The organism is Actinomycetota bacterium (genome assembly GCA_004297305.1).
Taxonomy (GTDB): domain Bacteria; phylum Actinomycetota; class Actinomycetes; order S36-B12; family FW305-bin1; genus FW305-bin1.
This window is the reverse complement of the sequence record SCTR01000010.1, coordinates 161,095-174,598: the sequence shown is the minus strand read 5'-3', so window position 1 is coordinate 174,598 and position 13,504 is coordinate 161,095. Positions and strand designations below refer to the sequence as shown.

Sequence of the window (13,504 nt, the reverse complement as noted above, 5' to 3'; positions counted from 1 at the left end):
GGCTCAGCCGGCCTGCCGCCAGCGGCAACCACAGCCCGGGTGCGCCGGGGCGGGTGTCGAGTGGGTCGTGCCGTCGGTGGACAACTCCAGCACCGTCGTGAAGACGTCTGGCAGCACCCCCGCCGGCAGCACCCCCGCCGGCAGCACCCCCGCCGGCAGCACCCCCGCTGCCCCGGCTCCTGTCGGCGGTGTGGTCGGCGGCGGCGCGGTCCCCGCGATCGTCGGTTCGTCGCGACCCAGCCAGCTCAACACGACGAGCGCGGCATGGGCGGCCGCCGCGGTTGCCAGCGCGACAGGGACCACCGGCCGAGGCCGTCGATACGCCAGCTGCAGGTCGACCCGCGGCGCGTGCGGGTCGCGGTCCCGTCGATGCAGCGCCAGGCAGTCCAGGCAGCCGGTCACACCCGGGACGACCAGGGGACCGACCGTGGCGCGGGCCAAATGGGCCGTGACCGGCAGGTGGACCACGTCATCGATGAGCAATGGCTCGGCGTCCACCGCGCGCAGGTGGGAGGCGTCGGCGAGGACCACCAGGTCGGGCCGGCCGACCACTGAGGTCGCGGCGGACGGGGCGGTACGGCGTACGGCCGCGGATACCGCCTCGACCGCGTCGCGCGCGTACTGCGACGGCGCGGGTCCGGCCGGAGCGCAGTCGGCGGGGGACAGTGTCCGACCCGTCGCGGGCTCGACCACCTCGACGGCGCCGACGCCGGATGCTGCCAGGACGGTAGCGACGGTTGACGCCACTCGGCCGGTCCCTTGGACTCGGATACGGCTGGTCGCCCGGACGTCGAAAGTCACCGGCCCGGCGGCGAGCAGGTCGGGGTGGAGCCGGGCTCGTTCGGCGGGACCCACGAGCCGCAGCGAACCCGCAGCGCGATCGGCGTCGTCGAGGGCTCCACTGGCCCGCAGTGCGTCCAGTACGGCGGCCGCGGTTTGCCGGCCCATCCCGGCCGTCGCCGCCGCAGCGAGCGCCTCGTCGGCGGTCCGTACGCCGTCCAAGCCGCGCAACCAGGTCACCACTCGCCGGTCGGCGGCCGGCAGTACCACCACGCTCGGAGCGTCGATACCCACCTGCAACTCGTCGTCAGCCCGCCACAGCAGCGGGACCTCCCGCCGGAGCCGGGGCCGGTACGGCAGGGGCGATCGAGGGGGAGGTGGACCGGCGCGGTCTGGGCCAGCGTCGTCTGGACCAGCGTCGTCTAGACCAGGGCGGGACGAGCCGGTGCGGTGCGGAGCTTCCATGGGGGCAGCGTGCCGTGCCCGGCTGACCGGCGGGACCAGCCATCCACAGCACGCGGACCGCGATCCGAGCCGACATCGACGACGGTGCGGCGGCGACCGATGGCAGCGTCGCGATGCGGGCGTGACATCGCACGGGCGAGGCGTCCCATGGCGTGGCGTCGCAAGGGCGGTCTACGCAGAAGAAGGGGACGCCCCGACGGGACGTCCCCTTCTTCGACAAACGAGCGGCGCCGGCCGACCGACAGGTCAGGCCGAACGCTGCGACGGGCTGGACTGCGTCAGGACGCCTTGCCCAGGATCCGGGTGACGGTCGTGCTGCACACCGGACAGGTCCCCTTGGCGATGCGTGTGCCCTTGGCGTTGACGGAGACCTCCCCGGTGAACTCGCGCTTGGCCTTGCACTTCACGCAGTAGGCCTCGCCGCTGTAAGTCTCGGCCATGGGTCCTCCTTCGTCGGGCGGACATGGGGTCGTCCGCCGGCGGCCACCGACGAGTGGCCTGATCGGTGTGAACCCTAGACGACGCGGCGCACCACCCGGCGCACCGTGCGCCGCAGTGGCTGCGTCGTGTCGGGGCGGGTAGCCCCCGAGGGCCGCGTTCGCGACCGCGAGGTCGCTGCTCGCCGTCGCTGGGGAACGAGTCGGAGCCCCCGGGTGCCGCACTGCCGCGCGCCTTCCCCTGCGCGCGCCCGTCCGTTATCCCGAGGGCTCCGTCGGGGGGGAAACCTACGAACGCAGGTCGGTGGCGTCAACGCCGCCCGGCCCCGCCTTGTGGACAGCGCTGGGGACGATCTGGGGATGGGTCGGCGCGTCGCTGTGGAGCACCGGGGGACGGCCTGGGGACACGCCTGAGCGTGTCCGGTCGGCTGCGGCCGATGACCTGCGCTGTCGTCGTCCACCGCGTGTGGGCAGAAGAAACTTGGTGTCCGGTCGTCGTCTGGCGGTTGCCCGCAGGACATCTCGCGGACGCTCCGCCCGGAGCGGCGGACGTCGGGACGCCCGCTGTGGTGGGCCTGTGTGCGTCGGCCGCGCGGAGTCGGACCCGGCGCCTACGGTGGCCGTCATGGACCGGTCCTGGGCCCCCGCGGGCGTCGAGATCCGCCGCAGCCAGCGGCGACGCCGCTCGGTGAGTGCCACTCGTGAGGATGGACGCACCGTCGTCGTGGTCCCGGCGCGGATGCCGGAGCGTGACGTCCGGCGGTACGTCGAGGAACTTGTCGCGCGGCTCGACCGGCGTAGCGCCCGCGCCGCTCGTGGTGACGGCGAACTCGCGGCCCGAGCGGCCGTCCTCGCCAAGCGCTACTTGCCCGAAGCGCCCCGGCCCGCGTCGGTGCGGTGGGTGTCGACCATGCACCGCCGCTGGGGTTCGTGCACGCCGCTGGACGCCACGATTCGGCTCTCCGATCGCCTTCAACCCATGCCGGAGTACGTCGTCGACTACGTCCTGCTGCACGAGCTCGCCCACCTGGTGGAGCCCGGTCATGGCGCGGCCTTCCAGTCCCTGGTGTCCCGTTTCCCTGGCACGGAGCGCGCCCGCGCCTTCCTCGACGGCGTCGCGCACGCGGACGCCCACGGCCGCCGTCCGGCTTCTGCTGACGACGCCGCTGGGGTGACCGGCGACGCGCGTGACAGGAGCGGCCCGCGTGCGGATCCGCAGCTGTCCGGTCGTGCGGCGTCTCGTCCTCCCGCAGCGACCTCAGACCGTTGGGATGCCTTGGGGCTGTGGGAGATCGGGACAGCGCCGTAGCGTCGCCGCCGCCCGGACCGCGTTAGGGACCCGGCCGCAGGCTGCGCGCCGCCGCGACCAGCGCGCGCACGGCGTCGTCGGTCCGTTCCGGGAGCTGATTCCAGGTGAACCAGGCGAGTTCCGTGGACTCGGCGCTGCGAACCGCCCGCGCGCCCGCCGGGGCAAGCGCGACGTACTGGACGTCCCAATGGTCCAGGACGACGTCGGGTCGGCAGCGGACTCGGTGGCGGTCCAGGTGCAGTGGCTCGGCCGATAGCGTCAGGCCGTCGATTCCACTCTCCTCCAACGCTTCACGAGCGGCCGCCGCTCGCAGGTCGACGTCACCGGGCTCGATATGGCCGCCCAGCTGCAGCCAGCGGCCCACCTTGGGATGCAAGGTGAGCAGGACGGATTCGACAGTGCTGTCGGCGACCAGCACGCTCGCGGTGAGGTGCCCGGCCAGGCACTCACGCTGCAGGCCGTCCTGATGGGCGTCGAGGAAATCGACGAAGTCCGACCGTAGCCGGGACTGCGCCGGGTCGGCCGTGTGCCACCGAGCCAGTACCTGCCGGGCTTCCGCGTGTTGGGCCGGTGCGTCGGGAGCCGGCGGGTCGGGAGCCGGAGCAGCCGCGCCGTCCGTCACCGGCCGGGGTCGGTTCCGGGGTCCTCGCCGCCGCCGGGTTCAGCCGCATCGTCCCCGCGGGGCTCGGCCGCGTCGGCTTCACCTTCGGCGACGGCCGGCAGTCCTTCGAGCTCACCGAGATCCAGCGGTGCAGAACGGCGGAGGTAGCCGGTGGGGTCGTCGAGGTCGTCAGCGGTTGGGACGAGATCGGGGTGCTCCCACACCGCGTCGCGGCCGGCGACGCCGCGTGCCTGCAGCAGTTCGGCCCACACGGTCGCGGCCTCCCGCCACCGGCGCGGCCGCAGTTCCAGCCCCACCAGGGTCGCAAACGTCTTCTCCGCCGGACCGCCGGCGGCGCGGCGCCGACGTACGGTCTCGCGCAACCGATCCGCACTCGGTAGCCGGCCGTCGACGGCTGCGTCGACGACCTGGTCCACCCATCCCTCGACCAGAGCGAGCAGGGTTTCCAGCCGGGCCAGCGCGGCCAGCTGTTCCGGACTGTCCTCAGGCTCGAATACCCCGGAACCCAGAACCTCCTGCAGCGCAGCGGGATTGCTCGGGTCGAGGTCTCGTACGGCCTCCTCGATGCGGGCGGTGTCGACGTGGATGCCACGCGCGTACGCCTCGACGGCCGCCTCGAGCCGGCTGCGCAGCCACGGCACGTGGGTGAACAGGCGCTGGTGCGCGGTCTCCCGCAACGCGAGGTAGAGCCGTACCTCGTCGGCCGGTATGCCGAGGCCGGCTCCGAAGGCTTCGACGTTGCGCGGCAACAGGACCGGGCGGCCATCCGCAGTCAGGGGTATGCCGATGTCCGCGGCGCCGACGACTTCACCGGCGAGGCTGGCCAGTCCTTGGCCCAGTTGCATCCCGAACATCGCCGAGCCCATCTGACGTGCCATCCCCAGCAGCGGGCCGGCCATCGCGGCGAACTCCGGCGGGACACCGGGTGGCAGGCCCTCGCCGGCCGAGGGCAGTACCGACCCCATTGCGGTCTGGACATGTTCGGCGACGGGCTCGACGATGCGTCGCCACGCCGGCAACGTCGCTTCCAGCCATTGGCTGCGACTCCACACCGCCGCGTCGTGCCCGGTCGCCGGGAAGGATGTGGCCTGGTCCAGCCACAAGTCGGCGAGCCGGACCGCTTCCTCGGCCGCGCGCCGGTCAGCGCCGCCGACGACCGGATCACCCTGGCTCGCCAGCTCCTGCCGGGCGACGTCGTGGGCCATCTCCCAGTTGACCGGCCCCTCGCCGCCGGTCTGCAGCATCCGGCCGAGTTGTTGCAGGGCGGCGCCGAGTTGGCCCATGTCGAACTGTCCGCCACCGCCACCGGTCAGATTCGCCAGGAATCCCAACGGATCCGCCGGGCCGCCACCACCCTGGGGACGGCCCTCGTCGTCCGGATCGTCGGGGCCACTGAAGCCGAACGGCGGCCGGTCACTCATCGCACGACCGCCGATGGTGACGCTGCGGGAAACAGCGGCGCGGGTGGACGAGGCGAGGCCGGAGAAGTGGCGTCCATGGCGACCACGGTAACCGGGCGGATAGGGCGTGACGACCGCCGCGTGTCGCTGTCCGCCACGGGCGGAACCGGCGCCCGCCCTTCGGCTGGACGCCAACCGATTGCTGTCGGCGCGCCTGCCTAGGATCCCGACCGTGGGTGAGGTCCGGCTGGTCGCGATCCGCGATACGCCGCTGCAGGTCGACGAGGTCCTGGCCGCGGTCGCCGATTCGCGTGCCGGCGGCGTCGCCGTCTTCGTCGGGACGGTGCGCGACCACGACGAGGGCATCGGCGTCGCGGCCCTGGACTATCGGGCTCATCCCAGTGCGGCCGACGTCCTCGGGGCCGTGGCCGCCGAGGTCGCCGATGAACCCGAGGTCGTCGCCGTTGCGGCCGTGCACCGCACCGGCGACCTCGCCATCGGCGACGCTGCGGTCGTGGTCGCCGTCGCATGCGCGCATCGCGGTGACGCCTTCGCCGCGTGCCGGCGGCTGATCGACGAGCTCAAGAACCGGGTGCCGATCTGGAAGAACCAGCACCACACCGACGGCTCGTCCCACTGGGTCGGCAGCCCCTAACGCGTACGCTGTGCCGCACGTGCTCAGGTCCCCTGCACGTGCTCCATGGTCCATGGCAGCTGCGGTTCGCCCGGCGGGCGACCGGCTGCCTCCGAGGTAGGAGAGGCCGGCGTGTCCCCGATCCTGTGGTGGTCGATTCCGCTGGCTGCCACGCTGCTCGGCCTCCTGTGGGCGCTGTGGCGCGGCAGGCCGCAGCGACCGGCCGACGCGCATGAGGCGATGCAGGAACGCGATCGGTTCCGGGCCGCGATGGAACGGCCGCTGCCGGAGCGCGGCCGCGGCGGGTCTGTCGCCGCCGGGCCGGCCAGCCGGCCCTCGGTGACCGGGGTTTCGGCCACCGGTCCTTCGGCGGATACGGCGCCGGCCGACAACTCGGCGGCGTGACCTGAGCCGACGTTCGGCCACGCTGCTGCTGTCCGCGGTGCTGGCCGCGGTCTTGCTTGCGGTGGCCAGCCGGTTGCCGGTGCCCTACGTGCGGCTCGCCCCGGGGCCAGTGTTCAACACCCTGGCGTCGTACGGCGGCCACGACGTCATCCAGATCAGCGGCGCGACGACGTACCCCACCACCGGCGCCCTCGACATGCTCACGGTGTCCGAACTGGGCGGACCCCGCAGCGACCTGTCGCTCGGCGTGGCGGTGTGGGCCGCGTTCACCGGTGACCAGGCCGTGGTGCCGCAGGAACTGCTCTACCCGCCTGACGCCACCGGGGATCAGGTGGACCAGGCCAACGCCCAGGCGTTCCGCAGCTCGCAGCAGGACGCGGTCACGGCGGCCGCCCGGCAGCTGGGCGTCCCGCTGACCCCGTCGGCGGTGGTGTCCAGCGTCGTCGACGGCGGCCCGGCCGCCGGCAAGCTGCGGCCCGGCGACGTCGTCGTCTCGATCGACGGTTCGCCGGTCCACACCGGTGAGGACGTCGGGCGGTTGATCCGGGCGAAGCCCGTCGGCACCGACCTGAGTTTCGCCGTACGGCGGGACGACGCCGACACCAACGTCACGGTGACCAGCGGCCCGTCGCCACGCGACCCGGCCGTGCCGTACGTGGGGATCTCGGTGGCCACCGTGGAGAATCCGCCGTTCTCCGTGACGATCACGCTGGACGATGTCGGTGGGCCGAGCGCGGGCCTGATGTTCGCCCTCGGCATCGTGGACAAGCTGACCGTCGACCAGCTCACCGGCGGCCGGGTCGTGGCCGGCACCGGGACGATCGATGCGGACGGCGCGGTCGGTGCCGTCGGTGGGATCCGGCAGAAGGCCGCCGCAGCCGCCGGTGCCGGCGCGCAGCTCTTCCTCATGCCGCAGAGCCTGTGTAGCGAACTGGCCGGTCACGTCCCCGACGGGCTGCAGGTCACTCCGGTGGCGACGTTGGACGGCGCGGTGAAGGCGATCGACCAGTGGCGTGCCGGGGCCGCGATCCCGGCGTGCTCGTAGCCGTCAGCGCTACCGGCGGCGCCGTACCGCCGGCGCTCCACCGCCCGCACGTTGCCGCCGCGGTATGCCTGCCCGGCGCGGGAGCGATCGCTGCGGCGCTACCGGCGGCGCCGTGCCGGATCGATCAGTCGGCGAGCGTCGCCGCGAGCGCGTCGGCCAGCGCCGGTGCGAGGTCGGCGCCGACCGCGACGTCGCCCGGCTCGTCGTGGCCGCGGACCCGGATCGCGCAGCTACGCCCGCCGTCCCGATCGACGGCGACGACGAGCCGGACGTCGTGTGCCGCCGGGTGGGCGGCCGCCGCGGCCGCGACATCCCCGCTGTCGGGCAGGTCGGCCTCGGCCTGCGGCGGGAGGACCACCCGCTCGATCGCCAGCGCGACGCCCGCGACCTCCGGCGGCCAGCCGATCTGGGCGAGCGCGGCTTCCAGGTCGTCGGTGGGGAACTCCTCCTGCTCGACAGGGGTCAAGGAGTACGCGTCGTCGGCCAGCCCCAGCTGGGCGGCGAGTTCGGGCTCGGCGGCCGCGAGCTCGGCGGTGCGGACCAGCGCGAACAGGCGCGCCGGCTGGTCCCAACCCTCGGAGGACACATGCTGCTCGATCTCGATCACCACGGGGGACAGGTCGCCGCTCACGCGCTCAGTGTGACGTAGGTTCGACCGGTGACCTTCTCCATGCCGGCCGCCGCGGGCGGCGGCTCCGCCACGACCCGATCCGGTCGTGGCCGGGTGCTGCTGCCGACTCTGCTGGTGCTGCTCGTGCTCATCGGCGGTTTCGTGCTGTTCACCGGGTACTGGACTGACTGGCTGTGGTTCCAGTCGATCGACAAGTCCTCGGTCTACACCACCCAGCTGACCACCCGGATCCTGCTGTTCGCGGTCTTCGGCATCGGCATGGCGGTGATCATCGCGCTGAACATGTGGCTGGCCTGGCGACTGCGGCCGGTCTTCGGCGGGATGACCCCGGAGCAGGCGTCGCTGGACCGCTACCGGGTGGCCATCGAGCCGTTCCGGCGCGCGGTGGTCATCGTGCTGCCGACCCTGCTCGGGATCCTCGCCGGGGTGTCGGCGGCGACCGAGTGGCGGACCTTCCTGCAGTGGCGCAACGCCACTGATTTCGGCCAGACGGACCCGCAGTTCGGCATCGACATCTCGTACTTCGTGTTCACGTACCCGTTCCAGCGTTTCGTGATCGGGTTCCTCTTCGTCGCCGTGGCCCTGTCGTTCGTCGCCGCGGCGGTGGTGCACTACCTGTACGGCGGCCTGCGGCTGCAGGCGGCCGGGGAGCGGGCGACCGGTGCGGCGCAAGCACATCTGTCGATCCTGGTCGGACTGTTCCTGCTGCTGAAGGCCGGTGCGTACTGGCTGGACCGGTACGGCCTGGAGATCAACCCGCAGAGCCTGGTCCAGGGCTTCACCGGGATGAAGTACACCGACGTCAATGCCGTCCTGCCCGCGACGACCATCCTGGCGTTCATCGCCGTCGGATGCGCGATCCTGTTCTTCATCAACGCTTTCCGGCGGACCTGGGCGCTCGCGCTGATCGGGCTGGGCCTGATGGTGCTGTCCAGCGTCCTCATCGGCTGGCTCTACCCGCTGATCGTCCAGCAGTTCCAGGTCCGACCCAGCGAACTGGTGAAGGAGCAGCCGTACATCGAGCGCAACATCGCCGCGACGCGGGAGGCGTACGGCATCGCCGACGCGAAGGTGCAGAACTACGCAGGGACCACCACGACACCGACCCCGCAGGTGCTGGCTGCCAACGCCGGGACGCTGGGCAACATCCGGCTGCTCGATCCGGCGGTGGTGAGCCCCACCTACGACCAGCTGCAGCAGGTCCGGGCGTACTACTCGTTCGCTGACACCCTCGACGTCGACCGGTACTCGCTGGACAACACCCAGCGCGGTGCCGTCGTCGCGGTCCGCGAGATCAACCTGTCCGGATTGCCGGACGCGCAGCGCAACTGGGCGAACGACAAGGCCGTGTTCACCCACGGGTACGGCTTCGTCGGCGCCTACGACAACGCGCAGACCGCCGACGGACAACCGTCGTTCTTCGAGTCGAACATCCCGCCGTCCGGCTCGCTGTCGATCAGTCAGCCGCGGATCTACTTCGGCGAACTGTCGCCGCCGTACTCGATCGTGGGCGCTCCCGCCGGCTCACCGCCGCGCGAGCTGGACTACCCCGACGACGCGGTCTCCTCCGGTCAGCGCAACAACACCTACGACGGCATCGGCGGCGTGTCGGTCGGGAACTTCTTCAACCGACTGGTGTTCGCGACGAAGTTCCAGGATCCCAACATCATCCTGTCCGACCTGGTGAACTCCGAGTCACGGATCCTGTGGGACCGTGACCCGCTGACCCGGGTGGAGAAGGTCGCGCCGTGGTTGACGTTGGACCGCGACCCGTATCCGGCGGTGGTGGACGGCCGGATCGTCTGGATCGTCGACGGGTACACCACGACCGACGCCTTCCCCTACTCCTCGCAGGTCTCGCTCGAGGACGCGACGTCGGACTCGATCACCGCGCGGACCGGCACGAACGTCGTCCAGCCGCAGGACCAGATCAACTACATCCGCAACTCGGTGAAAGCCGTCGTCGACGCCTACGACGGCACCGTCTCGTTGTATGCCTGGGACGAGTCGGACCCGGTCCTGGCGACCTGGCGCAAGGCGTTCCCCGGTGTGGTGCAGGACCGTTCGGCCTTCCCGACAGCCGTCGAGGCGCACGTGCGCTACCCCGAGGACATCTTCAAGGTGCAGCGCACGGTGCTGTCGCGCTACCACGTGACGGACGCGGCGACGTTCTACAACGCCACGGACTTCTGGGTGGTGCCCATCGACCCGACGAAGACGCCGGCGACGAACTTCCAGCCGCCGTACTACCTGACCCTGCAGATGCCGGGCCAGGACAAGCCGTCGTTCTCGCTCACGACAACCTTCGCGCCACAACGCAGACAGACGTTGGCGGCGTTCATGGCGGTGAACTCCACGCCCGGCCCGGACTACGGGACGATACGCGTGCTGCAGTTACCCAGCAGTACGACGATCCCGGGCCCGCAGCAGGTCCAGAACAACTTCGAGTCCGATCCGGACGTCAGCCAGCAGCTGTCGCTGTTGCGGCGCGGCGGGTCCGACGTGCAGTTCGGCAACCTGCTGTCGTTGCCGTTCAACGACGGACTGCTGTACGTCGAGCCGGTGTACGTGAAGTCGACCGGCGCGTCCGGCTACCCGCTGCTACGGCGGGTGCTCGCCGGCTACGGGCCCAAGGTGGTCCTCGCCAACACGCTGCCCGAGGCGCTGGCGCAGGTGTTCAACCCGAACGCGCCGACCACGAGCCCACCGCCGGACAACGGCGGCGGTTCGTCCACGGGCGGGACGGCCGATGCCAGAGCCGACCTGGCGGCGGCGGTCGCCGACGCGGCGAAGGCGTCGTCGGACCTCCAGGCAGCGATGCAGGCCGGCGACTGGACGGCGTTAGGGGACGCGCAGAAGCGGCTGCTCGACGCGGTGGCACGAGCCGAGGACGCCGAGAGCCGGCTGAGCGGCCCGAGCCCGTCGGCCACGCCGTCGGCGAGCCCGAGCGCGACGGCCAGTAGACGCCCGACGGCGTAGTCCACGAGCGGCCGACGGCGTAGCCGGCGGACGGCTGCGCCACGACGTGGGGACGTGGGCGGCGGGCGGGGCGTGCCGTCGCGGCTGCTGTGAGCGGCGCGGCCGCCGTGCCGCACGGTGCGCGGGTCGGGAACGCGGGGGGCGGCCGCTGAGCGCAGCTGACACGACTCCGCGGCGGTGCGACGTCGATTTGGCGGCGCGGGCCGACTGTCGTATCGTGTCGGAGCCACAAGGCCAGCGCGGGGTGGAGCAGCTCGGTAGCTCGCTGGGCTCATAACCCAGAGGTCGCAGGTTCAAATCCTGCCCCCGCTACTGATTTCAGGCCCGGGATCTACGGATCTCCGGGCCTGAAAGGTTTAGAGATTTGATTTGGTGTCCACTTGCGGCTCCTTTGATCGACACGACCGCTCATAACAGAGCGTCCCGCGCATGAGTCGCGTGTGGCTCGACGGCTGGCCCCGATGGCGGCGCAGCAGGGGCGGCTCCGGTGGCGGCGATCTCGTTCCGTACAACCTGTGGGTGAGCCCATCCCTGGACATCTGAGCCCGACGACCTTCATCTGCCCGCTGGACTGAGCGTGGGGGAGGCCGTCCGGATCGCCGACGCGATCACAGCGTCTCATGCCGAGTCCACCCGCACCATGTACGACTGGGCGTGGAGCCAGTGGGAGCGCTGGTGCGCCGCCCGCTGTGTGGTTGCGCTCCCTGCTGAGCCCGCGCTGATCTGCGCCTACCTCACCGAACGCGCCGCCGACGGACTCTCGGTCGGCAGCATCGACCTGATCTGCGGCGCCATCGCGTACCAACATCGGCGGCGCGAGCTCGATGACCCGATCCTCACCGAGGGCGTCCGCCAGGTCCGCCGCGGGCTACGACGCATCATCGGCGCCGCACCGCGGCGCCAAGCCCGTCCCCTGAGCACCGACGACATCCGCCAGATCGTCGAACACATCGACCGCACCACTCCGCTGGGTGTCCGCGACGCCGCGATGATCCTGCTTGGCTTCGCCTCGGCACTGCGGCGCTCCGAGCTCGCCGCGCTCACGCTGGCGATGTCGAGTTCAAGCCCGGCGGCGTCATGCTCACCATCCGCCGTTCCAAGACCGACCAGTACGCCGACGGCCAGGCCGTTGCCGTCGTCCATGGCCAGCACGCCACCACTGACCCCATCGCCGCCCTCGATGCCTGGCTCGCTGTCCGTGGGAACGATCCGGGGCGGCTGTTCACTGCCATGCCCCGCCGTGTCGTCACAATGGAGCCGATCTCTGGTGAGGCGATCTCGATGGTGCTCCGCAAGCGCGCCAGAGCTGCTGGTCTGGCCGCGGAGCGGATCACCGCGCACTCGTTGCGCGCCGGACACGCTACGACCGCGGCCGTCGCCGGCGTCGCGCTGGACCGGATCGCCGCGCAGACCCGTCACAAGCGGCTTTCCACCCTCATCGAGCGCTACATCCGCCCCGCCCAAGCCCCCGAGTACACCTCCAGCCGCGCCCTTGGGCTATGAATTCGGGATTTGGAGGCAGGTATCTGATCGGATACGCTGCGGTATGAGTTCCGGGAACGTGCTTGAACAGGCCCGCGAGGCCGCGGGCCTCTCGCAGGTTGCCCTGGCTCGATGGGCTGGCACCTCGCGGACTACGCTCTCTGCCTACGAGCACGACCGGAAGTCACCCACCCTCCAGACCGCGGACCGGATCGTGGCCGCGGCAGGGTTCGACCTCACCCTCACCCCACGGATCGAGTTCCGGCAGGTCGCCACCGACCGCGGTCGCCCGATCCGGGTCCCCAACGCCCTGCCTCGTCTGCCCATCGACCGTGCCCTCGCCACGGTGGAGCTTCCGCTGCACCTGAACTGGTCCGACCGAGGCCGCAGCTACGACCTCCGCGACCGCCGCCAGCGGGCCCGCGTCTACGAGATCGTCCTACGCGAGGGCGGACCCCAAGATGTCCTCACCTACGTCGACGGCGCCCTGCTCGTCGACCTGTGGGACGAACTCGTCCTCCCGCGCAGCACCCGGGCCGCGTGGAACGCCGTGGCCACGGGGCAGGCTGTCGAGCAGGCGGCTTGATGGAGCGCCCGGAACAGCTCACCGCGTTCCAGGTCGACCTCGCGGCCATCGTCTTCTCCCTCGACTCGGCCAAGGGCTATCTCGTCGCGGGCGGTGCCGCGCTCCTGGCCTCGGCCTTGATCGCTCGCCCCACCGAGGATCTCGACTTGTTCACCGCGACACCCACCACCTCGGTGATCCAAGCCAAGGACGCGTTCGTGGAGGTACTCCGGGAACGGGACTACGGCATCGTCATCGTCCAGGACTGACCCACGTTCTGTCGGATGATCGTCTCGCGGTCGGGGGAGGAGACCCTGGTGGACCTCGCCATCGACTCCCGACCCCACAGGCAACCAACCGTCACCGTCCTCGGGCCGACCCTCGCGCCGCTCGAGCTCGCCGGCCGAAAGCTGCTCGCACTCTTCGGTCGCGCCGAAGCCCGCGACTTTGCCGACGTGTACGTCCTCGCGCAACGCTTCGGCAAAGACACCCTCATCGAGCAGGCGCAAGCGCTCGATGCAGGATTCGACCTCGCCGTGCTCGCACAGATGATTGGAACCCTCGGCCGGTTCGACGACCACGAGATCCCACTTGGCCACGATGAGCTCCCGCTCGCGCGGGGGTTTTTCACAAGCTGGGCCGCTGAACTCACATGGGCCCTGTCCCAGGTGCGTCAGTTCGGCGCGAATGACTTTCCCGAATAACGCCTGTCAGGGTTCGGCTCGGGTAGCCTTTCTGAGGCGTTCAATA

The 13,504-nt window shown here is 71.3% G+C and carries 13 protein-coding genes and 1 tRNA gene; 10 read left to right on the top strand and 4 right to left on the bottom strand.

Going from position 1 to position 13,504, the window contains the following annotated elements:
* Positions 1 to 3: 3 nt before the first annotated feature.
* A complete protein-coding gene (locus tag EPO13_10615; protein ID TAK68551.1) occupies positions 4 to 1,074 on the bottom strand; it encodes a hypothetical protein in 1,071 nt (356 codons plus the stop codon).
* A gap of 1,233 nt (positions 1,075 to 2,307) precedes the next feature.
* On the opposite strand from EPO13_10615, the gene EPO13_10610 reads away from it, so the two are divergent.
* On the top strand, positions 2,308 to 2,991 hold the full coding sequence (locus EPO13_10610; protein TAK68550.1) for a M48 family peptidase: 684 nt from the start codon (positions 2,308 to 2,310) through the stop codon (positions 2,989 to 2,991).
* 22 nt (positions 2,992 to 3,013) lie between these two features.
* On the opposite strand, the gene EPO13_10605 is transcribed toward EPO13_10610, so the two are convergent.
* Together EPO13_10605 and EPO13_10600 are read right to left on the bottom strand one after the other, a co-directional pair.
* Positions 3,014 to 3,532, bottom strand: a complete 519-nt coding sequence (locus EPO13_10605; protein ID TAK68703.1) for an NUDIX domain-containing protein — start codon at positions 3,530 to 3,532, stop codon at positions 3,014 to 3,016.
* A 77-nt stretch (positions 3,533 to 3,609) separates the two neighbouring features.
* Positions 3,610 to 5,034 (bottom strand): zinc-dependent metalloprotease, encoded by a 1,425-nt coding sequence (locus EPO13_10600; GenBank protein TAK68549.1) that lies wholly within the window; start codon positions 5,032 to 5,034, stop codon positions 3,610 to 3,612.
* Between the two features lie 211 nt (positions 5,035 to 5,245).
* Between EPO13_10600 and EPO13_10595 the strand changes: the two genes are divergently transcribed.
* The 3 genes from EPO13_10595 to EPO13_10585 all read left to right on the top strand — a co-directional run bounded on the left by EPO13_10595 (position 5,246) and on the right by EPO13_10585 (position 7,097).
* Entirely contained in the window at positions 5,246 to 5,668 is a 423-nt protein-coding gene (locus tag EPO13_10595; GenBank protein ID TAK68548.1) for a molybdenum cofactor biosynthesis protein MoaE, read from the top strand.
* Between the two features lie 111 nt (positions 5,669 to 5,779).
* Entirely contained in the window at positions 5,780 to 6,052 is a 273-nt protein-coding gene (locus EPO13_10590) for a hypothetical protein (protein TAK68547.1), read from the top strand.
* Between the two features lie 37 nt (positions 6,053 to 6,089).
* Positions 6,090 to 7,097 carry a PDZ domain-containing protein gene (locus tag EPO13_10585; GenBank protein ID TAK68546.1) on the top strand — a complete coding sequence of 336 codons (1,008 nt, stop codon included), beginning with the start codon at positions 6,090 to 6,092 and terminating at the stop codon, positions 7,095 to 7,097.
* Between the two features lie 124 nt (positions 7,098 to 7,221).
* Here EPO13_10585 and EPO13_10580 read toward each other — a convergent pair whose 3' ends face one another.
* On the bottom strand, positions 7,222 to 7,728 hold the full coding sequence (locus EPO13_10580) for a hypothetical protein (protein TAK68545.1): 507 nt from the start codon (positions 7,726 to 7,728) through the stop codon (positions 7,222 to 7,224).
* A 39-nt stretch (positions 7,729 to 7,767) separates the two neighbouring features.
* Here EPO13_10580 and EPO13_10575 point away from each other — a divergent pair, with 39 nt between their 5' ends.
* The 6 genes from EPO13_10575 (at position 7,768) to EPO13_10550 (ending at position 13,458) form a co-directional block, all read left to right on the top strand.
* Positions 7,768 to 10,707, top strand: a complete 2,940-nt coding sequence (locus EPO13_10575; protein TAK68702.1) for a UPF0182 family protein — start codon at positions 7,768 to 7,770, stop codon at positions 10,705 to 10,707.
* 238 nt (positions 10,708 to 10,945) lie between these two features.
* Positions 10,946 to 11,019, top strand: a tRNA-Met gene (locus tag EPO13_10570).
* 765 nt (positions 11,020 to 11,784) lie between these two features.
* A complete protein-coding gene (locus EPO13_10565) occupies positions 11,785 to 12,210 on the top strand; it encodes a hypothetical protein (GenBank protein TAK68544.1) in 426 nt (141 codons plus the stop codon).
* A gap of 43 nt (positions 12,211 to 12,253) precedes the next feature.
* Positions 12,254 to 12,775 carry an XRE family transcriptional regulator gene (locus tag EPO13_10560; GenBank protein ID TAK68543.1) on the top strand — a complete coding sequence of 174 codons (522 nt, stop codon included), beginning with the start codon at positions 12,254 to 12,256 and terminating at the stop codon, positions 12,773 to 12,775.
* Positions 12,775 to 13,023, top strand: coding sequence for a hypothetical protein (locus EPO13_10555; protein TAK68542.1), 249 nt, complete (start codon positions 12,775 to 12,777; stop codon positions 13,021 to 13,023). Before EPO13_10560 ends, EPO13_10555 begins: the two co-directional genes overlap by 1 nt.
* A gap of 15 nt (positions 13,024 to 13,038) precedes the next feature.
* Positions 13,039 to 13,458, top strand: coding sequence for a hypothetical protein (locus tag EPO13_10550; GenBank protein ID TAK68541.1), 420 nt, complete (start codon positions 13,039 to 13,041; stop codon positions 13,456 to 13,458).
* The last annotated feature ends 46 nt before the right edge of the window (positions 13,459 to 13,504 follow it).